Genomic DNA, 23,866 nt, shown 5'->3' on the forward strand with positions numbered 1-23,866 from the left:
CATGCTTAAAATTCATTGCATGCACCGACAGAGTCGCGTAGCACCAACAGACTTTCCGGTCCCATATTAAAAAGCAAATCTATCACACTCAGGTTAGGCAGGAAGCCCAACTTCTGGTCGAACACCTGATAGTAAGGTTTCGGCACAAATGCTTTGTCCACCTCCCGGAAATCCCGTTTGGGATGAATCCTTTCTCGGAAATCATCCGCCGTTTCCGGCTCCGTCACATAATCATCGGTCGGAATCAACCGAGGCTGCATATCGATCTGTTGGCACACCCATTCACACAGTTCCAGATTAAAATCGAACAGAAACTCATACTTCTGTTCAAAGAAACGGTGAAACTCGTCCGCATAATAATCGAAAAACGGGCTGTGCTTGTAAGCCGCCACAAAGGCGTTCCAATGCACGTGCCGCCAGTTCCCGTGGTCGGAAATGCGTATATCCTTCATCAGGCATTTCAGGTCATCCCCTTTTTCCGTCGGGATGGTCAGTGCCAACGGTCCGTCGGCCGATGCAATCACACAACGGTTCCGGTACGTCTGCTTCATGTAGTGATCATACCGTTCCACATACACCTCAGGATAAGCAAAAAGTTTGGTATAATATTCCACGGGCGCCAGATAGGCCGACCCTAAAATCACTTCCTTCTTCATTCTTTCTTTTTTAGTCATTGCACCCGCTGTCCGAAACGTCCCGACCGTGAAGAATACCAGATCAGCCAGGCCTTCCCTACCAGATGGTCTTCCGGCACCAGTCCGAACAAACGGGAGTCAAGAATATTCACCGGATCGTTCGAAGCTACCCAATAGTAATCCTTGCGGAAGGTATAGGTATCTACGGGCTTTCCCTTTACGTACAGCGTATCGTGACGCACCTCTGCCGGCTCGTGCTCATGCGCCACAATCGTGTTGCACAGCAACGTCACATTCCACGGATAGACCTTCACCGGTACTCCCTTGGCCGGAATCACATACGGATGTGCCTCCGTACGGTTCTTCTCGTCCAATGGAATCAGCGGAATCCGCCCTTCCAGTTTCTGCGAAAGTAAATAATATTCATACTGACTGAAACTCCGGATATATCCCCCGTCGGAAGTATATCCCACCAGCGTATTGCCTTCAATGCCCAACACTGAAAGCACCGTCAGCATCAGGTCCTCTGTCGAAACCGGATACGCATAAAGCGATTTGGCATCCGGGCTCAACACCTTTCCGCCTACATTATTTAAATCAGCGTCCAGCATCAGCGTGTCGCCTGGCGTACCGATACAACGGCTGATAAACAATTCCCGCCATTCGATTCCCTTCTTCGGATTCTGGGGATGCGGATTGTTGAACAAGATAATATCCCCCTTCTTTGCCCGAGAAGCCGCCAGCCGGTGATAGCCGAAGAGCGAACAGAAAGGCAGACGCAACCCGTAGCTCCACTTGCTGACCAGAATCCGTTCCCCCTGATAAAGCGAGTTCTCCATGCCGGAAGAAGGAATCACACAAGTCGTCACAAGCAGCGTCCGCACCAGCCAGACGGCCAATACCGCCAGACCGGCAGCTTTCAACCACCACCATCCGGACTTTCCTTTACTCATACATCATTTGATGGAATCTACAAACTTGAACAGACGGCTCCAGCGTATCTTTCCGTTAAACCATCCGCGGTCCTGATCCAGCGACAGCCAGATAAAAATCGGCTTACCCACGATATGATCTTCCGGCACAAAGCCCCAGAAGCGGGAGTCGGCCGAGTTGTGACGGTTGTCTCCCATCATCCAGTAATAATCCATCTTAAAGGTATATTTCGTTGTTTCCTGCCCGTTGATGTAAATCTTTCCATCCTTCACTTCCAGGCGGTTGCCTTCGTAATTCCGGATCGGACGTTCATAAATCGGCAGGTTGTCCAAAGTCAAATCCACGGTAGCCCCTTTCTTCGGAATCCATATCGGTCCGTAGTTGTCCACCGTCCAGCCCGTCAGCTTATTGTCGGGATACAGACCACCCGCATCGTCATCCGGTGCATTCTCGATGGAAGTCACCAAATCCTTCCGTGCCAACAGGGCTGCTTTTGCCTTCTCGGTCAGCGGCATGTTGTACATGGATTCTTCCGTGTAATAAGCCATCAAATCCTCCTGGCTGATGCCCAGTTCATGGCACAAATCTTCCGGCAGCATGCCTTTGGTGTGTACCAGATAACGATACTGCACGTTGTCCGGTTCCTTGTTCGGCTTGCCGTCCAGGTAGATAATCCGGTTCTTGATTTGCAATGTCTGTCCCGGCAATCCCACGCAACGCTTCACGTAATTCTCCCGGCGGTCTACCGGACGCGTAATCACCTTGCCATACAGCTGTGGGTTCTCATCGATATACTTGCGGCCCACCGTATAATAATAATCGTACACTTCACGCTGCTGTTCCACGTTCAGGCTCGCCAAGTCGATGGGCTGCGAAAGCTGCTTGCCGATGGCATAGCTCATGCGGTAGATATCCTCTGCCGGATTACCGGTTGCCACCGTATCACCCGCCGGGAAGTTGAACACCACGATGTCGTTCAGCTGCACTTTCCCCAGTCCGGACACCCGCTTGTAGTCCCATTTCGGCCATTCCAGGTACGACTTGCAGTTGAATACCGGCAACGTATGCTGCGTCAGCGGCATGTGAAGCGGGGTCTGCGGGATACGGGCTCCATAACTCATCTTGCTCACAAACAGGTAGTCGCCCACCAGCAACGATTTCTCCAGTGAAGACGAAGGAATCACGTAATTCTGGAAGAAATACAGGTTGACGAAATAAACCGCCACCAATGCGAACACGATGGCATCCACCCAACCCATCACCGTCAGCACGGTCTTGTTGGTCGACTTCTTCCACCATGTCCAAGGAATCTTCTTGGAGATATAAGCATCAAAGATGAACGGAACCACAATCAGTCCCAGCCAGCTTTTCAACCAAATCAGGAAAATCAGGTAAAGCACCAGCACTATGCTGAACTTTATCCATTGCTTACGTGAGGCTTGTATCATACTCAAAACTGAAATAAATCATTCATACCCAAAAAACCGGTGTGTCCGGCTGTATATTCCGCTGCCAGTACCGCGCCCAAGGCAAATCCCTTGCGGTTCTTCGCATCGTGTGTAATCACGATGGAATCGGCTTCCGATTCGTACTTGATGGTGTGGATACCCGGCACTTCCCCTTCGCGGATGGCACTTACCGGCAATTCATCCGGCGCACAGTCGGTTGTACCTGTCACGGTTCCATCGGGAGCCGTCAGCGTACCCATCACCCATTTGTGCTTGCGGTCCAGGTTTTCCAGAATCCCTTCAGCCAGCGTAATGGCCGTACCGCTCGGGGCATCCAGCTTGTGTACGTGATGCGTTTCCACCATCGAAACATCGTAATTCGGGAACTGGTTCATGATTTTGGCCAGATACTTGTTGACCGCCGAAAAAATAGCCACTCCCAGGCTGAAGTTGGACGACCAGAACAAAGTTTTTCCTTCTTCCTGACACAGGCGACGCATTTCCTCCCCGTGTTCAGCCATCCATCCGGTACTGCCTGAAACCACCTTCACGCCCTGCTTGAACGCCTCCAGACAGTTGCCGTAAGCCACTGAAGGAGCCGTAAATTCAATGGCCACATCGGCCGAGCGGAAAGCCTCCGAAGCAAAATCTTCCCGATTATTTATATCAATGATACTCACAATTTCATGACCTCTGGAAAGGGCAATTTTTTCAATTTCCTTTCCCATCTTTCCATATCCAATTAATGCAATTTTCATAATTCTGATGATAATTTTATTCGCAAAGATAGTGTTTTTCAGTATTAATCATTACATTTACCCAACATTTACAGCTCGTTAACATGGAACATCTACTCCAGTTTGTATGGAAGCACAAGCTTTTTCCGCTCACTCCGCTGCATACCACGCAAGGACAAACCGTGGAAGTCATTGACCCCGGACTCCCCAATCCCGATGCAGGACCCGACTTTTTCAATGCGAAAATCAAGATAGACGGCATTCTGTGGGTGGGAAATGTAGAAATCCACGTGCACGCTTCCGACTGGAAACGCCACCACCATCATCAGGACCGTGCCTACGACTCTGTAATTCTGCATGTGGCTTCCGACATCGATGCAGAGACCTTCCGTACGGATGGCGAACCCATCCCGCAAATGGAACTGCACTACCCGCCCTACCTGTTGGAAAACTACCGCGAACTGATTGAAACCAGTCACTACCCGGCCTGCTACCGCCTCATCCCCCAACTGCCCAAACTCCTGCTCCACAGCTGGCTCTCCAGCTTGCAAACGGAACGCTTCGAGCAGAAAACAAAGCGTATCCAGGCCCAGCTCACCCAAAGCAAAGGCGACTGGGAACAAGCCTTCTTTCTCACCCTGGCCCGCAACTTCGGTTTCGGCACCAACAGCGATGCTTTCGAACAATGGGCCCAGACCATTCCCTTACAGGCGGTCAACAAACACCGTGACAACCTTTTCCAGATAGAAGCGATTTTCTTCGGACAAGCCGGCCTGCTACAGGAGCTCCCTTCCGACGAGTATTCTGCCCAGCTTACCAAGGAATATGCTTACCTGGCCCATAAATTCGAACTGCATCCTTCCGAACACCTTCGCTGGAAGATGCTCCGCATGCGTCCGGGCAATTTCCCGCACGTACGCATTGCCCAACTGGCCAACCTCTATCACCATTCCCAAGGGATGCTTTCCCAGCTCCTGCTGGCTCCTACCGTGAAAGAGCTGCGCGACCTGTTGCGGGGAGGCACCTCCCTCTACTGGCTCACTCACTACGTGTTCGGTGAACCGTCGCCTGCCCGTCCGAAGACTCTCAGCGACGCTTCCATCGACCTCCTGATTATCAACACCGTGGTGCCTTTTCTTTATGCCTATGGCAAGCACAAAGGGGAAGAACGGCTCATTGAACGGGCCAGTAACCTGCTGGAACAACTGAAACCGGAAAATAATTACATTATCCGCCTGTGGAAGGAATGTGGCCTCTCCGCCGCCCATGCCGGCGACAGCCAGGCTCTTATCCAGCTCAAGAAGAACTACTGCGACCCGAAGAAATGCCTGTTCTGCCGCATCGGGTATGAATATTTCAAGAAGAAAGAGATTTGAACTACATCACCGCAACGCCTCTTCCACTGCCCGCAGATACCCGTCCAGACGATTGCTCTTCAAGATGGCCTTCCGCCGTTTCTTGTCCAGCTCCGGCAACAGGTACTCCCAGCAGGTCTTCAGCTTGGCCAGCAGCTGCGCTTCTCCCCCCTCTATCACCCGATGGTAATACAGATACATCAGCCGGTGCATCTGAGCTACACGACCTTTTAACTCGCCCTCCGACAGTTCTCCTTCCCGAAAAGCAAGGGCCAATGACGGATTGGCCAACAAGCCTCTTCCTAACATCACCCCTTTCAGCCGAGGGAATGCTTCCAACACCTCCCGGATGTCGGACACCGTCTGCAGATCGCCATTATAGACCAACGGTAGCTCACAAGCCTCATAGAACGCCCGGAACGCCTCCCGGTCGACCGTTCCCTTGTATTGCTGCTTCCCGATACGCGGATGCAACGTAACTTGAGTCACACACGAACCGTTGAGCAACGGCACTAACGCTCTCCACTCGTCGGGTTCCTGTCCTCCTAATCTCATCTTCACCGAGAAACGTATTTCCGGAAAGGTTTTCATCGTCTCCAACAAAGCCGCCACTTTCTCCGGAGAGGACAAGATACCCGCTCCTTTTCCACGGCGGACAATCAGCGGGAACGGACAGCCCATGTTCACATCCAGCTCCCGATAGCCCAGTCCTGCCAGGAAATCCGTCAGCTGCCGCAATTCCTCCGGCTCCGAGGCAATTACTTGGGGAATCAGCCGGGGCACCGTATTCTCGTCGGGCGACACGTCACGCCTGTCCTTGTTGCGGATGACTCCCTTTTCCAACCGCACAAAAGGTGTGTAATAAGCCTCCACTCCTCCAAAACACTGCGCATGGGCATTGCGCCACGCCGCTTCCGTAAAGCCCTGCAAAGGGGCCGCATAAATTACCGGTACATTCTCTTTCATATTCCGCAAATATAGGAATAATTCCTTATCTTTGTAGAAATACATAAATCCCACTCACATGGAGAATTACATCTTTGAACTGAAAATGAAGGTCCGCGACTATGAATGTGACCTGCAAGGAATCGTCAACAACGCAAATTACCAGCACTACATCGAGCATACCCGCCATGAGTTCCTGACCTCCGTCGGTGTCAGTTTCGCCCAGCTCCACGAGCAAGGCATCGACCCCGTGGTAGCCCGCCTGAACATGGCCTTCAAAACCCCGCTGACCAGCGGCGACGAGTTCATTTCCAAGCTGGCTCTCCGCAAGGAAGGCATCAAATACGTCTTTGTGCAGGACATCTACCGCCTGCCCGACCTGAAACCCGTCATCAAATCAACCGTAGAAACCGTGTGCGTCATCCACGGACGACTGGGAGACAGTCCTCTCTTCAATGAAATCTTTGCACCTTACCTGAAATGAACGAAAAAGAACTCCTCTGCCGTCTGGCCCTGCCCCTTCTGCCCGGCATCGGTCTGGTAAGTGCTCGCCACCTCATTCAGGCTGCCGGAAGTGCCACCATGCTTTTCGAGCATACCCGCGAACTGCCGGCCCTCATCCCCGGCCTGTCGCCCAAGATAGCTACCGCCTTCCAGCACACCGAAGTGTTCCGCGTGTGCGAGGCCGAACTGTCGTTTGCGCAGAAACACCAGATTCAATGCCTGACCGAAGACGACGAAGCTTACCCTTCCCGCCTCCGCGAATGTCCCGATGCTCCGCTCGTGCTGTTCTACAAAGGCTCGGCCAACCTGAACTGCCGCCACATCCTGAGCATCGTGGGTACGCGCAACGCCACCGATTACGGCAAATCGCTCTGCCAGCGGTTCATGCAGGAACTCAGTACTCTGCTGCCCGACACGCTGATTGTGAGCGGACTGGCTTACGGCATTGACATTCATGCCCACCGGGAAGCTCTCTCCCGCGGCTTCGACACCGTAGCCGTACTGGCTCACGGACTGGACCGCATCTATCCCGCCGTACACCGCCGCACGGCTACCGAGATGCTGACACAGGGCGGACTGCTCACCGAGTTCATGAGCGGCACCAATCCCGACCGGCAGAACTTCGTGAAGCGCAACCGCATCGTGGCCGGCCTCAGCGATGCCACCCTCGTGGTGGAATCCGGTCCCAAAGGAGGTTCTTTAATTACCGCGGAAATTGCCGAAAGCTACCAGCGCGACTGTTTCGCCTTTCCGGGCCGTGTGGGCGATACCTACTCCACGGGCTGCAACGTGCTGATACAAAAAAACCGCGCTGCCTTGATACAGAGCGCGGAAGACGTAGTAAAAGCCATGAACTGGGACCATGCCCCTGTCGTGCCGCAGGTAGTCCAGCGACAGCTTTTCCCGGAACTAAGCCCCGAAGAAGAACAGGTAGTCACCCATTTAAAGAAACACCCCGACGGCATTCAGGTCAACACACTCGTGGTGGAGACCAACATCGCCATCAACCGTATGACCAGCCTGCTGTTCAATTTAGAGATGAAGGGCGTGGTTCGTGCTTTGGCTGGAGGAGTTTACAAGTTAGCCTGAGGGAGTATTACATCCCCCAAACCATAATTTTCTTTCCGCCAAACGACTCCTCGCGATGCCAGATTTTATCGTCCCAGCTCACTCCCTTATCACGATTGAAAAGGATAAAATGCCCCTCGTTGATGGTGCCGCCACACTTGTCCATATACGCTGCGGTCTGTTCCAATCCTTTACGGATGATACCTTCTTGTTCACCCCGCTTGATTTTGAGTTCCATCACCACACGTTGCATTGGGCCACCATAATGATTTGTCAGAGGTTTCGTTATCAGCAAATCCGTACGACCACGGCCAAGGCCATACTCGCGGTCAATATAACCACCACCATTCACCACACGCTGCAAGAAAGCCTGAAGCAACAGCTGTGGCCCGCTCTCCTTATAATCAAAACGTTCAATCCACGAATCCGCATTCTGACGAAAGAAATCTTGAAAATCAAGTAACAGCTTTTCCATGTTGATGCTGTTATCAGGGTTCATATACCACGCAGACTGCTGCACCAGCGTCTGCTGACGTGCCCATGTCAATTCGCGCGGAATCACCTCACGATAAATGGCATTTGCAATACGCAGAGGCTTGTCACGCACCACTAAGCCCATATCCACCACATATTGGATGTCATCGTCTTTCAGGTGTTGCTCCACCTCTCCGTCCTCGTTGGCCAGAATCGGAGCGATTACATTTCTCACCCTCTCTTCCCGGAGTTTGTCTATCAGTATATCGATGTGCGTGTCACGACGGTAAATCAGCCGCTCCTGCGCACGATACATCATTTCCGGTATAATCCGCACACTCCGGTCACGATTCTCACGCATGTTCATTGTCACCTCATAGCCCAACGCATTCACCAGCCACGGCTGCCCCTCTGTGGCTTCCCATATCTGCGGGAAACAAGCCTCGTCAAATACCTGGCCCGTAGCCGCCGTATGCTGCATATAAAGCTGATGAATTTCTTCACGGGAGAAATTCCCCAAACGAAGCGATTCAGCCTTGATGTTAAACGCAGAACCACCCGTCACAATATCCTGATTCGACAACACAATCCGATAGTCACGCACATCGCGTACCCCACACAGAATAATACTTTGCGGAAATGCCTGAGGCCGCAAGTCGTATCCACTGCGAAGCTGACGCAACACGCTCACCAGCGAATCGCCTACCAGTGCATCAATCTCGTCTATAAACAAGAGTAAGGGTTTGTCCAATTTCTGGCAAAGCAATGACAAATATTCCGTGAGCTTCACTGAAGCCGCACTATTCCGTTTCACTTGTGAAGCCAATATCTTCGGCATTTCCTCTTTCAGAATCATCTGGAGCTGAAAGCTGATGATGTCTATCACTCCATCAATCACCTCCTCCACCTGATTTCTCATCGCCTGCCCCCCTTCCACATTGGCATACACGGCATAAAATTCCCCCTGCTTGTTGATGTAGTCACGCAAGGCCAGCAGACACGAAGTCTTCCCCGTCTGGCGTGGCGCATGAAGAATGAAATACTTGTTCTGCCGGATGAGCGACTCTATTTCCTCCAAGTCAAAGCGTGTCAGCGGGTCAATGCAGTAATGCAGCTCCGGCTTCATCGGGCCGGCCGTATTAAAAAATTTGGGAACAGGTTTCATAGGCTTTGCGTATGTATATAGCAAAGATACGAAAATCTGCTTACAGTGCCGCAATCTCCTCCCGAATCTTTGCGTAAGGCGCATCCTTCAGCAGCACCTTCTTCGAGCCGTCCAGCAGATACAGTGAAGGCATCGCTTTCAGGTCGTACAAGGCCCCCTGCTTCACCGTCTCGTGGTCACTGCCCACCGTCCATCCCTGAGGCAAATCACTCAGCGTACGCTTCCATACCTCCTGATTCCCTTCGGTGTACACCGCCAATATCGTCAGCTTCCCGGCCTTTACTGCTTCCGCCAGCAGCCCGTCGGCCACCATCTCCAGCATCGTTTCGTGACAGCTCGGGCACTCCGGATCGTAGAACACCAACAGCAGACGGTTGTTCTTTGCCCGTGTCTGTGCCAGCGACCGCTTGCTGCCATCCGGCAGGAAATACACAAAGTCCGTCGCTCTCTTCCCCGGGCAGTTCCGACTAATCAGATCCAAGCTGAACTTCAGCGAACTCTTCCGTGCCTCGTCCACGTATTCACTTTTCAACATCCGCTCCAGGAACAAGGCATACAAGGCCTCGTTGTGGTAAGGCGAATTCGGGTTATACAGGTAGTCCTCCATCATCTGTAAGAACACCTTCCGTGCATGTTCCTGCACCTCCATTCCTTTGCAGAAACCATCCAGACTACCTTTCACTTGCTCCTCAGTGAGCGTACCGTCGGCCAGTATGGCCAAGTAATTGGCTGCCCCTTGCTCCGATACATTCCGGTTGTTCACCAATGCCGTATCCGCGAAGTTGAAGTTATCCCAGTAGTGCGCCATGAGATATGCTTTCCGTTCGTCCGGCTGGGTGAGCATGGTGGGGATTTCTGGAAAAGGGAACTTGGCTTCCGAGACGGCTTGAGGGTTTTCTACCGTTGCAGAAGTTTCCGCTTGCTTCTGCTTGGAAGGATTTCCGCAGGCAGAAAATAATAAGATTATAAATACCAATACTACATATCTATTTCTCATACCACATAAAACCTGATTGTAAATATATTACAAAAACAGCCTTCATTTCAACACTTTACTTATTTTGTGCCAAAATGAAGGCTATTATAGAACTTGAATTCAGATACTATTTAACATCACGGACACAACGAACTTTACCAGCAATATTATCTCCTGAAGGTTCCCACTCGCGTTTGTCTGCATTCCACCCCCATGCTACACTTGTCAATATCAAATTAATACCAGAGGTCCCAAAACCAGGTCGTTCCGCATTATAAAGAGTCTGATTGTTACTATAACTAAATTGAGTTGAAGACCAATAAGAGTCAGACCATGGGACATTGTACCCATTGTTTTCATTTAAGGACGTATACATCAACATTAATTCACGTTGATTAGGAACACGATATCCGGGAGGACAAAGGTTACTATTGCCACCGTAATTCATCATCGATTTAAGCCCTATAGCACTAGTACCATCATAATCCTTCCACCTCCTAGCAGTAGCACCATCTCCGTGAGGCGTAATCAACACCTCAAATGCAGTATAAGGCATATTCAGATAATCAGTACCTCGTTCATAATGTATAGGAAGCTCAAGCCCACTATCCTGCAAATCACGTTTAGCAGCATTCGACAAACGAGAAACATCAATACGATAACTTGTCCCGTACGAAGAGACTTCAGGGGTGGCTGATGTTACTTGTACATAATCAGTTGGAGTAGCATCCACATTGTCTAAGCTTATGCCTAAATAACGAATACAACGATAAGTATAATCACGCCCTTTTGTTTCCTTATTTGTATAACTTCCATCATTATATTGTCCACGGGATGCACCTTCTTCTGCCCATATAATCCATGGAGTAGTACGGGCATCATCATAGGATCCAGAACTACTTGCCATGTGCTCCATGTAACTTCCATCTCCCTTATATAATTTAGCGGTTTGAGGCAAAGCATTTTCACCAATCCACAAATCTGTCAATTCATCAATTGAAGCTAAACACCAACGAACTTCTTCCGGATCAATCACATTATCTCCATCCAAATCACGATTACGTGTCATACAAGCATACCAAGTATTTCGATAATTCGTATTCAATTCATGCTCGCCACCTTCTACTTCTGCTGCATCTCGACTTAAAACTGCTGTCCAACTAGTACCATTGGTAACATAATTATTCCCCCCTTGTTGTTTGACAAAAAAGGCCAATGTATTTTTCCGGCCGTTGTTCATTGTCAAAGTATACGAAGGAATATGAGATGTAGTAGCTGCTAATGGTCCGGTTTCTAAAATACTTTCTGTCCCCCACGCAGAATTTACTTTCGAGGCATCATACATACTATAAATTGGAGTTTGTCGGAAAGTCACCACGCTATTTGACCATGAAGTATCTCCATCGGGACTATATTGTGCGCCTTTAACACATATATGCATCATTCGTTCTGAGCCATTAACCACTGCCTTCCATAATAACAAGCGTTTTGGATCTGTTATCCCAGCTACTGGAGCTTGATATTCTTCGTTACGAGGATCATAATTATACATATACTCATCTACAAAAGCGGTGACATATACCACTTCGTCACCATTCTCATCAACCTCAAAAATCGTATTATCCGTATTATCATCCTTCCGAAGTGCCTGAGTTTCCAAATGATTTATCAACTGATTCACATCACGCAGACATGCATCATCTGACAAATCGTTCAAATATTGATAATAATATGCATCCGTTGACATACGATTTTTCCATATTTCTTTTCCATTAGAAGTACCATTTCCCTCATCACTTGACGCATTTGTTTGTGTGGTTAATGTTCTCGCTCCGCCATCATATGCATCATATCCCGGAAATTTAACCATATTCGAATTATTAGGGCTATTAGTTGCATCCTTATTAAGCCCAAATTCTTTGTTTACGGCAAACAAAATCCACTTATAATCTTTAATACTATTTTCATTACTAGTATGCAATTTCATACCTTTGTCAAAAGGAGTTTGGACAATCCAAGAAAGCCCCCCTCTCAATGCCTCACGCGTAAACTTAATTCGCGTACGCGCAAAATGACTATCAATAGCCTTTACCTGGTCACCAGCAATAATGACATCTCCTTCCATACCAGGACGTACCTCTTGATCAGACTCCACTTCAGCCTGATATGAATCAATACCAGTTAATGTAATAGTATATGTGTAATGCGTGTTACGCCTTACCATATAATTATTAACATATTCCTCATTATCACAATCTGAAGCCTCTCTTGTTTCTCCTAAATGTATCGTATAGCGAGCTGAGACATTGACATACTCAGTGACTTTAGATTTATTATTCTCGCGTTCATAAGATAATTCACCTGTAATTTCCACAGAAGTAGCATGCTCAGGAGCATATACATAATTGCCTGTATTCTGCTCTGTCATTCCAGGATGAGCTGCATCTTCTTCTCCTAATTGAGATTTCTCCTCTTTTTCTCGCAGAGCATACATACTTTCTGCTGCATGTTTATCCCGTTCTGTTGCATCAATCCATTTGCCACTTCCACCTTCAGCCCCTCTAACAGGCGGAGCCACATTATTCTCAAACATATAAAAGTTAAAGGAGGATTCTGTTTCTCCCACCTTATCAAAGTTGGTGACTTTCATATCTTCAGTCATCGACTTATAAATTATATCTGACGAATTTTCTTTTGCTTCAGCCACCCTAGCTGAAAGAGGCAACTGTTTCACTAAAAAACTTTTAGGTATAAATTTCACAGTTCCTGAGATAGCCCCATCAATCTTAGTTTTAATTTCAAACGTAATCTTGGCATCCAATCTTTTCATTTGTAATGTTACATTGCCCCCATCTGCAGTTACCTCTCCACGTTCTGAAACAGTCACCCCTTCTTCTTTACCTAACATAAAAAAAGAGTATCTATTCAGGGTAATCCGTTCATCCGCAATTTTTACAGTCAAATCTTTTAAATCCTCTATACGATTAATCTCATCCAAAGATTTTGATAATGTAAAATTTGCATTATCGTAATTAACCAAAGCATACAATGTCTGGTTACTTCCAGACAGCACATTAAATCCAGACAATGTGCCTGTAAATGAATCATTTACATACGAGCCTGTCAAACCCTTCTGACTATTAAAAGCCTGTCCACCCGTTTTATCTCCATTGCTGTTAAAAGCAAATAAATACACAGAAGATACATTATATTCTGTTTCTCCAGGCTGCTCCACACGAGACTGTATAGTTTGTGAACTTGTCGAGAAGTTTAAGGAGATTGTAGTAGGAACACCTTCTTTGACATTTCCCGTTCTCACGCCCCAATCATCATTACATGCAGATACTCCAAATAGAATGAGCAATATCAAGCATAACGAATATATTTTAGCAAATTGTTTCATATATCAATCCTCCTTTTTCTTAATTAAACCCAGGAACCTCTACAGTTGCTGTACCCCAAGGCAGAACTTCATAATCTAACATAGAAATTGTAACTTCTTTTTGTAAATCAATTGTTGCATTGATTCTTAATAAACTATTACGGGGAATCTCCGTCTGAGAAATAAAACTTTTAGCCACACTTAGACTTTCAAACCATGCAGCAGTCAACGCTATACTAAAATCTTCAGACGTATCCACCTTTGGCTCAAACATATAGAATACAAGTACCTTCTGAAAATTTGACATATTTGCATGCAGAGAAATGCCAGTAAATCCATTCGGCTCATCGTATTGAAGATTTGAAATAGTTGTGCCCTCAGGTAAGTTAACAGATTTCCCTTCAGCATCTGGATAATCATCAAACAAATAAGTTGCATTTGGAACAAACTTTCCAAACGTTATTGCTGATATAGGACACGGGACATTCATCAAATTTTTAATGTTCAATTCCACCTTTATCACTGTATGTACACACGGAATTGTAAAAGTATTATTTGTCTCATTTAAATCAACTGCTATCATTCCTGTTGCCGGGACTCCATTTTCAATGTTCGAATACATTCTTGGAAAATAAGTATCAGTGGTAGTATTCTGAATGACTTTAGAAGTAAAATCAGAAGGCAAAACCGTATTTATTCCATTCAAATAATTAAATAATCCTATACTCTTCTCATTAATCACCACATAGAACTTCTTTATACCGGCTTCCAATCCCATGATGGTCAAAGTCTTTGAGGCAGTTAATGTTCCTTCTGAAGAGTAATCTCTCCAAATATTATCAATTACCTGATTATTCTCATCTGTAATAATTATACGTAAAGTCCTAATACCCTCTCCCTCATCAATAGCCACAGATTCACTATCTCCCACACGAGTATCGAAATTCAAAGTCACATTTACCTTCTCAGAAGAGGTATCCGATAATCTCTCCTTACCGCACGAGCACACCATCCCTGTCAGCAGCACAAGCAGGACAATTCCTAAATATCTTTCTAATTTCCTCATACGTCTCTCTCTTTAAGGTTAATTCCAGTCCGGTTGTCCATCCACAATTATCCAATCCGGAAGTTTAATTTCCACATCCACTCCATGGAACTCAATAGAGATAGGCAATTCAGCCTCTTGTTTCGTCACGTCAATGGCATCCGCATTGCGCACCAGATAATTGTACAGATTACCACGGATAAGTTCCTGGTTGGTATTCTTATCTACAAGAACCAACTCATGCTCGCAATAGTCCGCACTCAGTTCTCCCGTCTCGTCGTCCAGGCGGAAAAGGGCCAGGTTTTGTGTGCGGTAGCACTGGTTCTCACTATCGTAAACCAAATCAGGGTAAATGGTACCTTTCTGATCCAGATTGATTTCATTTTCAAAAGAAGTCTGGGCATTCGAATGTTCGAAGCTCAGCTGATAAGATATTCCGGCATCCTGACGCGAAGCATCCGGAGCGGGAAGGCCATGAATTTCCACATCTACTTTGATGTGTGCACTGTAAAGTGTGACTGTATCACGATACATCACTCCCTCTTGACTGGGCATCACAAACTCCTGCTGGCCCAGATAATTGTAATCATGATTGGTTACAGGTACCTCCGGGTCAGTCCATGCCGAGTCCTGTAAATAAATGTTTGCAAAATCTGTTTCGGTAGTGTGGTTTACCACCTCTGTATGGTCATAGGCATTCCCTACTGCCACCACCTTATAACGCTGTCCTGCTTTGAGTCTGAAAGACGGGACAGCCTCAAAATTAGTTAATTCGTCCTGATTGTATGAGCCGACTCCCAGTATATGGCCACTCTCATCGAAAACATACAGGTCTACCTTGCTCATATACTGGTGTAACACGTCCTTATCGCCGTCGGCGAGATACTGGAAGTAAATGGTCACATTGTCGCAATCATCCAGATCTTCTTTAATACAGCTGGTCGTCAGGACGGCAGCGAACAGCATCATTAATATGTATCTAATTGATTTCATTATTGTTTGTTTAAGGATTTTGTTTACTGTATGTTTGGAATATCTTGGCGGAGAATATCTCCGCCAAGATGAAACTTTTATTATTCAATTCATCAATTCCATACTACTGTTCCTTCAGCAATTGTCCAAGATTTAACAGTAACATAAGCTATTACATGGATATCTTCACCACCTTGCCAACCTTGACCAATCGCTTCATCAGGAATTGCAAGAGATTTCACCTGATAAATGTAACCTGCTGGAAATTTTGTAATATTACCTTCTCCGTTAACTCCGAAAGCAGTAGCATATTGACTTGAATTTGCTGTCAATTTATAATTTTTCACAGTAGCATAACCCACGCGCTCTGGATTCCATGCAATCACTCCTCCACCAGTTAGATTACTCTTAATACTAATGTTACTAAAACAAACTTTCAGAATAGGAAGATCTCCACTCTCAATAGGAGCAATATTATAAGCATAGCACTGATTATTTTCAGGCCATGAGGGAGTCCAACCGGTATCAGCAGAACCTGTAGCCTCAGTAAAGTCTTCATTAATAGTATTACTCATCGAATTGCTTGCATCCCACTCTTCAACCTGAGTAACATTCGTAACACCATCTAAAATCACGCCATCAATTTTTATAGTTTGGAATATACAGTCTTTCCCCTCAGTATCTACATGAGCAATACCGCCAAACTCTAAACGAGCCATTGTATGTGCTGGTTCCAAAGTTACTTTGTATTCATCAATACCATCCGTGTCTGTATCACCTTGATTTACAAATGTAGTTGAAGATGCATATAAAGGTTCTGCCAATCCTGCAGCCATAAATTCACTAGAAGTCCATCCAGATGACTTATCCGTATTGATATAGACTTCCATCTTTGACGGATTACGAACACCCGTAAATTGAAATTCATTCACAGCATCTAATAAATCTTGACGGCTATCATAATCGCCCAAGTTAAAAGTCTTTTCACTTCCTCCTGTCTGAGCAGTCAGAACCAATCTAATACGATTCAAGGTCACATCAGTTGATGCCGTATAGCCAGCAACAGCACGACTTAATGCAGGATCACTAATCTTTACACCAACAACTGCATTACCCTGCACACCTCCATTTTCATTTACATCTTCATTAGAGCATGCGAACAAACCCAAGCCCGCAAATGCCAAAAATAAACCTTTAGAAAATTTCATAATCCATAAAATTTAAATTACACATATTCTTTTCTTATTCTCTATCCTGCTTTTATTCTGCCATATATTCCATATACTGCTTCAGCTGCGACAGATTCTCCCCTGCTTGCGGATAGCCCTTGGCCTGGGCCTCGGAGAAAGCCTGCACGGCTTTTTCCAGCTCGCCTGCCTTAATATAAACCACTCCCCTCATGTTCAACAGTTCCCCTTCGGCCGGCGCATTGTCCAGCAGGCGGATGGCTTCGTCTGTGCGGTTAGCTTCCATCAGGGCCAGTGCGGCATTATTTACGGCCGTCACATCGTTCGGATAAGCCTGTGCACCGCGCACCAAGCAATCTACGTATTCAGGACTCCCCTTTCCATAACTGTCGGCCACCTGCTGAATCTCGCTCACGCTCATCAGTTCCGGATGGGTCTTGATCATCTCCCTGCCTTCGGCCACGGTGAAATGACGCACGTTGTATTCTATACGGTATTCGTTGCGACGGACTGCCGGATACATCTCGTTCAGCAAACGCTGATAGATTTCAGGCGGTACCAGCGCTTTCAACTGCTCTTCGCACGCATCCTTGTCGTCTCCGCAGTGATCAATGATAGCCAATACTTCTTCACTCTTCAGCAGTTTAGGGTGCTTCACCACCTCCTCGCGCAAGCCAACCCAGTCTTCACCCTTCCAGTCTACATGGTACACCTGCGGATCCACCTCTTTCAGGTCATCCTTCATGTACTCCGTAAAGGCCCTGGCACGGCGTTCAGACAGCTTCATGTTGTAATCGAAAGTTCCTTCCGGTGAGGCATAACCCGTCACGTAAATGCCCGTAATGGTCAAATCGTTATTGTTTTCCACCAACGCAATGGAGTTGCGCACCGTATCCAGTTCCGCCCGATTGTTCTTATACCTCGGATCGATGCGGTGGCTGTCCTGACGGAACTGCAGACGGGCAGACCGTGTTTCAGAACGGCGCTTCACCATCTCTTCTTTCGGCTGGATAAACGGAGAATAGTAAGCCGGATTCATCGGTGGGAAAATATCGCCCGTAGTGGCCGTTTCATCCCCGTCATTACACTGGGCACAGCCTGTCACATAGCCCCGAAGCTGAAGATTGCCCCCAATCATCCAGCGCTTGAAGGGAACGGATGCATCGTAATCGAGAGTCTGGGACGTACCGTTCTTGCGGCGCACTTTCGCCACAGCCCCCGGATGGAGGTCAGTATGTTCAAAAGCCTCCGTACGCTGCTGCACCTTGTCGCGCACCTTTCCGTTCACCACAAAAGAAGGCAGCTCCTGCTCCTGCGTTCCGTCGACAGAAAGAATCACCGGTACCACGCACAGCGAATGCTGGTTCTTGATGTCCAGCTCGTCCAGACTCACCGTCATCTTCACACGGGCCTGACGGTCGGCTGTCTTTGCCACTTCGCGGTCCACAATCTTGATTTCACTCAAATAAGAAGTCTGGCCCCACACGGGAATGCCGGCAGCCAGCACAAATACGAGAGAGATAATATATTTTTTCATCCTGCGTTCCTCCATCATTTAATTATATAAATCAAGGATATGGCTGCCTTGGTCAGGCCGAAATAATCTTTCTTGTCGCTTCCGCGCCATTCCCCGCAATGCGGACAGTCGTACTGGTCGTAGTTGGCACGTATCCACCCGGCTCCGATTTCCAGCCCCAAGTTCCAGTGTTTGGACAGCACAAACTGATAACCGTAACCGATACCGGCTCCGTACATACCCCCCTGATAACGGTAATCCTTAAAAGAAGGGAAAATCTTGAGATCCATATTTGCCACATTAAATTGTCCGCCCAATGCATGAAGTGCCAGGAAATGCCCGTTAAACGCTTCACAGAACCAGTAACGCACCTCGGGCTGCACCAGCCAGTGTCTCATCTTGCGGTCGTTTCCCAAATTGAAAGGATTGTAATTACCCGACAAATCAATGGTCCACTTCGGAGCTACGCGAAACTCTGTACCAAGATTCAACGTAGTAGTCACGTCATAAAGCAGGTTTGTTTTCACGGCTATTTTCTGAGCAGAGCCCCCTAAGCAAACAAACAGAAATATCATCCACAGAAAAAATCTTTTCATAGTAAGAATACCTTAACCTTTATACTCATTTCATTTCGGCTACAAAAATATATACAAATTATATACAGCGAAAAGCTAAGAATTCCCATATAATCACAACAAATTCCCATTTTGTCAAGAACATTCTTACAAAATGGGAATTCTTTATAATAGTCTATTCATCAAATAGAAATGACCAATTTACGTATGATTCTATCCACATTCAAGACAAAGTTTTACGGAAACTGTTGGGGCTGATGCCGTATTTGTCTTTAAACAAGCGATAAAAAGTAGAAATGCGAGGAAGGGCACTTTCTTCGGCCACTTTATTAATACTCCAGTCTGGATGTTCGCGAAACAAAGTGACCGAATGTTCCAGACGAAGGTCATTGAGATAAGTGCTCAGGTTATTGGAGGTAAACTTTTTCAAAATGGCAGCAAAACGATTTCGATCCACTCCCATCAGCTGCGCATAATCATCTCTTCCTAACTGATAATTCAAATACAGTTTCTGCTCCTTTACCTGCCAGTCGAATCTGAAAAACAGCTGCTCATCTGTATCTTTCCCCTCTCTCTCTTCTTCCTTCCATTCCAGTTCACTTTCTACTGACTGGATTTCACTGCGCTGGTTGTCCAATTGCAAAACCAGCTCTGCCATTTTCCGGTTTTTCCGACGAATCACGCGCAGCGTACGCCAAAGACCGCCAAACAAGACCAGCAACACCAACGTCACAACCAACAAAGCGGAAATGACATAGCGCTGGACCTTCAGCTCATAATCGGCCTTTTCCAACCGATATTGACGGGCCACCGCTTCCGTCACATCTGCCAACTGGAATATCTGGCTGCGCTCACGGTTAGTAGCCATCTGCTGGGAAATCTGATGCACCTGAAGCATCGCAAGATACGCATGTACATAATCTCCCAAGGCACGGTAGGCCTGACTACTCTGCTCCAGTGTTCGAAGACGCATGAGATTCAGTGAATCGGCTTCACTCACCAGACCCAGATAGGCCTCGTTATGGCGCAACACCTCCTCGTAACGACCCACCTTCAACAAATAATTGTTTATCTCAAGCATCCCTCTCTGGGTCTTGGAAAAATTGGTTGCATAGAATTTACTGAGATAAGCCTCAGACAGCCCACCTTTTTTCAGCTTATAAGCCAGATAAGCCATCTTACTGTAGAAGAAACCTTTCTGCCGGTCCAGCACATGGGCATCTTCGGTCAGGCATTTCTCCCATGCGGCAAGCACTTCTTCCCGACGCTGACCGACCTCCCAAGCCTTCTGCAACTGATTATCCGTGATATAATAGGACATCAGGTAACCCATGCTGTCGGAAAGCAAGAGATAATCTTCCTGCGTCCTAGCTTCCGAAAGCAATGCCACAGCCTCTGTGACGCATTCATAGCTTTTAGGCAGGATTCCCATCTTACGGTAAAGGTCGCCCTCCAGCTGCAGCATACTGGCCTGCAGGCCCAAATTATGGCACTTCAAGGCATAACTTTTTCCTGCAGCTATCACCTTGGCTGCCTCTTTTAACTGAAAGGACATGATGGATGACTTGGCCCACAGCGTATACGCATAAGGAAGCAATACTGTATCCCGCTGCAGGCCTTTTGTCTCGAACGCACGCCGCACATAATACACGGACATGTAATACTGTGACTGTGTGTGATAGGACAAAGCCCGCAAATAATCTATCTGATAGGAAGAATAGGCCGAATCAGTCTCCAGACTATCCAGCGATGCTAACGAGCCCAAAGGGTCGTAGGCTATCCTCTCGCGCATATCATCAAAAGATAACGCTGCCCCGTGAAGAAAGGTAATGAACAAACCCAACCAAATACAAACTATAAACCGCTTCATAAATCCCCAGTTTTATATAAAGCTGCCTCGAAAATACCAACTTTTTCTTTTTCTACAAAAAAACGGGCAAAAAAAATGGGAGAACGCTTTCTCCCAACCTTGTTAACCTTAAATCTAATACTATGAAAAAAATCACGTTGCAAATGTAAGAATAACACTTATTCTGTGCAAGTATTCACACCTTGATTTTCAGCTTTTTAAAACTATTTAGCAATAGAAAAAAACAATTCGCCCCGAAACACTTTCTGCTCCGGGGCGAATCTTGGTTTATTCAGGAATAGTTGACAATTAGTCTTTCAGTTTGGCCTTGATGAAATCGCGGTTCAAACGAGCGATGTTGCTGATAGAAACGCATTTCGGGCATTCTGCTTCGCATGCACGGGTGTTGGTACAGTTACCGAAGCCCAGTTCGTCCATCTTGGCAATCATGGCCTTTGCACGGCGCAAAGCTTCCGGCTTACCTTGAGGCAACAGGTTCAACTGGCTCACCTTGGCAGAAACGAACAGCATGGCTGAACCGTTCTTGCAAGCAGCTACACAGGCACCGCAACCGATACAAGTAGCGGCATCCATGGCTTCGTCAGCAATAGGCTTCGGAATCAGGATGGCGTTGGCGTCCTGAGGAGCACCTGTACGCACGCTGATGAAACCACCTGCCTGCATGATTTTATCGTAAGCCGAACGGTCTACCATCAAGTCCTTGATAACCGGGAAACCGGCAGAACGCCACGGTTCTACAGTGATTACATCGCCGTCATTGAAACGACGCATGTAGATCTGGCAGGTAGTAGCACCTTTTGCAGGTCCGTGAGGATGTCCGTTGATGTACAAAGAACACATACCGCAGATACCTTCACGACAGTCATGGTCGAATACAATCGGTTCTTTTCCTGATTCAATCAGCTGTTCGTTCAAGATATCCAGCATTTCCAGGAAAGAAGTATCGCCCGGGATATCCTTCATCTGGAATGTATCGAAATGACCTTTTTCCTTAGGTCCGTTCTGACGCCAAATTTTCAGCGTAAATGATATATTTTTATCCATTTTACTTAGATTCTTTAATTGTTTAACTTCACTGATTAGCTCTTGTAGTTACGAGTCTGTACTTTGATAGCTTCGTAAACCAGCGGTTCTTTGTACAATACCGGAGCCTTGTCGTCGCTTCCCTGGTATTCCCAGCAAGCTACGTAGAAGAAGTGTTCGTCATCACGTTTTGCTTCACCTTCTTCTGTCTGGTATTCTTCACGGAAGTGACCACCGCAAGATTCGTTACGGTTCAATGCATCGTAAGCAATCAGCTCACCCATTGTGATGAAGTCGTTCAGACGGATAGCCTTATCCAGCTCGATGTTCATGCCTTCCTTAGAACCCGGGATGAACAGTTCAGTTTCGAATTCCTTACGGATTTCTTTCAACTTAGCCAGACCAGTCTTCAAGCCTTCTGCCGTACGTCCCATTCCGACGTATTCCCACATTACACGACCCAATTCCTTGTGGATAGAATCAACTGACTTCTTACCCTTGATGTTCATCAGGTGATCAATCTTCGCTTTCACAGCGTTTTCTGCCTCTTCAAATTCAGGCAGGTCAGTAGAGAAGCGAGGAACCGTAATCTGGTCAGCCAGGTAGTTCTGGATAGTGTAAGGCAATACGAAGTAACCGTCGGCCAGACCCTGCATCAATGCAGAAGCACCCAGACGGTTGGCACCGTGGTCAGAGAAGTTACATTCACCGATGGCGAACAGACCCTTGATGGTAGTCTGCAATTCGTAGTCTACCCAGATACCACCCATAGTATAGTGGATAGCCGGATAAATCATCATCGGATTATAATATTTCACGCCATTGATTTCTTTTCCTACTTCACCCGGATTGACGTCAGTGATTTCTTCGTACATATCGAAGAGGTTACCGTAACGCTGACGAACTACATCCAAGCCCAGACGTTCGATACATTCAGAGAAGTCCAGGTAAACAGCCAGACCGGTGTTGTTTACACCATAACCGTGGTCGCAACGTTCCTTGGCAGCACGTGAAGCAACGTCACGCGGAACCAGGTTACCGAATGCCGGATAACGACGTTCCAAGTAGTAGTCACGGTCTTCTTCAGGGATATCGGTCGGCTTCATGGTACCAGCCTGCAATGCTTTGGCATCTTCCAGTTTCTTCGGAACCCAGATACGACCATCGTTACGCAGAGACTCAGACATCAAAGTCAGCTTAGACTGCTTGTCACCGTGTACCGGAATACAGGTCGGGTGAATCTGTACGTAAGCCGGGTTAGCAAACAAGGCACCTTTACGGTAGCAAGACATGGCAGCTGTACAGTTACAAGCCATTGCGTTGGTAGACAGGAAGTAAGTGTTACCGTAACCACCGGTAGCAATAACTACTGCATGAGCAGCGAAGCGTTCCAATTTACCAGTTACCAGGTTCTTGGCAATGATACCGCGGGCACGACCGCCGATGAGGACGATGTCTTCCATTTCATAACGAGTGTACAGTTTTACAGTACCTGCACCTACCTGACGGCTCAATGCAGAGTAAGCACCCAACAACAGCTGCTGACCAGTCTGACCTTTGGCATAGAAAGTACGTGATACCTGTGCACCACCGAATGAACGGTTAGCCAGTGTACCACCGTATTCACGAGCGAAAGGAACACCCTGTGCCACGCACTGGTCGATGATGTTGTTTGACACTTCGGCCAGACGGTATACGTTAGCTTCACGTGCACGGTAGTCACCACCTTTCACTGTATCATAGAACAGACGGTAGATAGAGTCACCATCGTTCTGGTAGTTTTTGGCTGCGTTGATACCACCCTGTGCAGCGATAGAGTGTGCACGACGCGGAGAATCCTGGATACAGAAGTTGAATACGCGGAATCCCATTTCACCGAGAGAAGCAGCTGCAGAAGCACCTGCCAAACCAGTACCTACTACGATGATGTCCAGACGACGTTTGTTAGCCGGGTTCACCAGTTTCTGGTGAGCTTTATAATTGGTCCATTTCTCAGCTATCGGGCCTTCAGGAATCTTAGAATCAAGTATCTTAGTCATAATGTTTTTTCTATTTA

19 protein-coding genes are annotated in these 23,866 nt (G+C 47.2%); 3 read left to right on the top strand and 16 right to left on the bottom strand.

Annotated elements, in window-relative coordinates:
• Positions 1 to 5: 5 nt before the first annotated feature.
• From H6A28_RS04095 to dapB, 4 genes are read right to left on the bottom strand one after another with little or no spacing between them, the layout of a single operon-like run.
• On the bottom strand, positions 6 to 656 hold the full coding sequence (locus H6A28_RS04095; protein WP_204476719.1) for a WbqC family protein: 651 nt from the start codon (positions 654 to 656) through the stop codon (positions 6 to 8).
• Between the two features lie 14 nt (positions 657 to 670).
• Positions 671 to 1,588, bottom strand: a complete 918-nt coding sequence (gene lepB / locus H6A28_RS04100; RefSeq protein ID WP_204476717.1) for a signal peptidase I — start codon at positions 1,586 to 1,588, stop codon at positions 671 to 673.
• A gap of 3 nt (positions 1,589 to 1,591) precedes the next feature.
• A complete protein-coding gene (gene lepB, locus H6A28_RS04105) occupies positions 1,592 to 3,016 on the bottom strand; it encodes a signal peptidase I (RefSeq protein ID WP_204478991.1) in 1,425 nt (474 codons plus the stop codon).
• A gap of 2 nt (positions 3,017 to 3,018) precedes the next feature.
• A complete protein-coding gene (gene dapB, locus H6A28_RS04110) occupies positions 3,019 to 3,774 on the bottom strand; it encodes a 4-hydroxy-tetrahydrodipicolinate reductase (RefSeq protein ID WP_204476714.1) in 756 nt (251 codons plus the stop codon).
• Between the two features lie 83 nt (positions 3,775 to 3,857).
• Here dapB and H6A28_RS04115 point away from each other — a divergent pair, with 83 nt between their 5' ends.
• Positions 3,858 to 5,129, top strand: a complete 1,272-nt coding sequence (locus tag H6A28_RS04115) for a DUF2851 family protein (RefSeq protein WP_204478992.1) — start codon at positions 3,858 to 3,860, stop codon at positions 5,127 to 5,129.
• Positions 5,130 to 5,135: 6 nt separating this feature from the next.
• On the opposite strand, the gene H6A28_RS04120 is transcribed toward H6A28_RS04115, so the two are convergent.
• Positions 5,136 to 6,074: a tRNA-dihydrouridine synthase family protein gene (locus H6A28_RS04120; RefSeq protein ID WP_204478994.1), complete on the bottom strand. Its 939-nt coding sequence runs from the start codon at positions 6,072 to 6,074 to the stop codon at positions 5,136 to 5,138.
• A 58-nt stretch (positions 6,075 to 6,132) separates the two neighbouring features.
• Between H6A28_RS04120 and H6A28_RS04125 the strand changes: the two genes are divergently transcribed.
• Together H6A28_RS04125 and dprA are read left to right on the top strand one after the other, a co-directional pair.
• Complete coding sequence (locus H6A28_RS04125) at positions 6,133 to 6,537, top strand: acyl-CoA thioesterase (protein ID WP_204477089.1); 405 nt, start codon at positions 6,133 to 6,135, stop codon at positions 6,535 to 6,537.
• On the top strand, positions 6,534 to 7,646 hold the full coding sequence (gene dprA, locus H6A28_RS04130; RefSeq protein ID WP_204479000.1) for a DNA-processing protein DprA: 1,113 nt from the start codon (positions 6,534 to 6,536) through the stop codon (positions 7,644 to 7,646). Before H6A28_RS04125 ends, dprA begins: the two co-directional genes overlap by 4 nt.
• 7 nt (positions 7,647 to 7,653) lie before the next feature.
• Here dprA and H6A28_RS04135 read toward each other — a convergent pair whose 3' ends face one another.
• The 11 genes from H6A28_RS04135 to H6A28_RS04185 all read right to left on the bottom strand — a co-directional run bounded on the left by H6A28_RS04135 (position 7,654) and on the right by H6A28_RS04185 (position 23,849).
• Positions 7,654 to 9,264, bottom strand: a complete 1,611-nt coding sequence (locus H6A28_RS04135) for an AAA-like domain-containing protein (protein ID WP_204479002.1) — start codon at positions 9,262 to 9,264, stop codon at positions 7,654 to 7,656.
• A 40-nt stretch (positions 9,265 to 9,304) separates the two neighbouring features.
• On the bottom strand, positions 9,305 to 10,261 hold the full coding sequence (locus H6A28_RS04140) for a DUF5106 domain-containing protein (RefSeq protein ID WP_204479004.1): 957 nt from the start codon (positions 10,259 to 10,261) through the stop codon (positions 9,305 to 9,307).
• A 106-nt stretch (positions 10,262 to 10,367) separates the two neighbouring features.
• Positions 10,368 to 13,643 carry a DUF4906 domain-containing protein gene (locus H6A28_RS04145; protein ID WP_204479005.1) on the bottom strand — a complete coding sequence of 1,092 codons (3,276 nt, stop codon included), beginning with the start codon at positions 13,641 to 13,643 and terminating at the stop codon, positions 10,368 to 10,370.
• Positions 13,644 to 13,662: 19 nt separating this feature from the next.
• Positions 13,663 to 14,688, bottom strand: coding sequence for a hypothetical protein (locus H6A28_RS04150; protein WP_204479007.1), 1,026 nt, complete (start codon positions 14,686 to 14,688; stop codon positions 13,663 to 13,665).
• An 18-nt stretch (positions 14,689 to 14,706) separates the two neighbouring features.
• Positions 14,707 to 15,660, bottom strand: coding sequence for a FimB/Mfa2 family fimbrial subunit (locus tag H6A28_RS04155; RefSeq protein ID WP_239465252.1), 954 nt, complete (start codon positions 15,658 to 15,660; stop codon positions 14,707 to 14,709).
• A 92-nt stretch (positions 15,661 to 15,752) separates the two neighbouring features.
• Positions 15,753 to 16,847: a hypothetical protein gene (locus H6A28_RS04160; protein WP_204479009.1), complete on the bottom strand. Its 1,095-nt coding sequence runs from the start codon at positions 16,845 to 16,847 to the stop codon at positions 15,753 to 15,755.
• A 52-nt stretch (positions 16,848 to 16,899) separates the two neighbouring features.
• Positions 16,900 to 18,363, bottom strand: coding sequence for a DUF3868 domain-containing protein (locus H6A28_RS04165; protein WP_239465253.1), 1,464 nt, complete (start codon positions 18,361 to 18,363; stop codon positions 16,900 to 16,902).
• A gap of 14 nt (positions 18,364 to 18,377) precedes the next feature.
• Complete coding sequence (locus H6A28_RS04170) at positions 18,378 to 18,938, bottom strand: DUF3575 domain-containing protein (protein ID WP_204479012.1); 561 nt, start codon at positions 18,936 to 18,938, stop codon at positions 18,378 to 18,380.
• A gap of 202 nt (positions 18,939 to 19,140) precedes the next feature.
• Entirely contained in the window at positions 19,141 to 20,787 is a 1,647-nt protein-coding gene (locus tag H6A28_RS04175) for a helix-turn-helix domain-containing protein (protein ID WP_204479014.1), read from the bottom strand.
• A gap of 288 nt (positions 20,788 to 21,075) precedes the next feature.
• The gene (locus H6A28_RS04180) at positions 21,076 to 21,831 is read right to left on the bottom strand and encodes a succinate dehydrogenase/fumarate reductase iron-sulfur subunit (protein ID WP_204475507.1); all 756 of its coding nucleotides are present in this window, start codon (positions 21,829 to 21,831) and stop codon (positions 21,076 to 21,078) included.
• Positions 21,832 to 21,866: 35 nt separating this feature from the next.
• Positions 21,867 to 23,849 (bottom strand): fumarate reductase/succinate dehydrogenase flavoprotein subunit, encoded by a 1,983-nt coding sequence (locus H6A28_RS04185; protein WP_204479016.1) that lies wholly within the window; start codon positions 23,847 to 23,849, stop codon positions 21,867 to 21,869.
• Between the last annotated feature and the right edge of the window lie 17 nt (positions 23,850 to 23,866).

The sequence above is a fragment of the Bacteroides mediterraneensis genome, assembly GCF_016900355.1.
In the GTDB taxonomy this organism is placed as follows: domain Bacteria; phylum Bacteroidota; class Bacteroidia; order Bacteroidales; family Bacteroidaceae; genus Phocaeicola.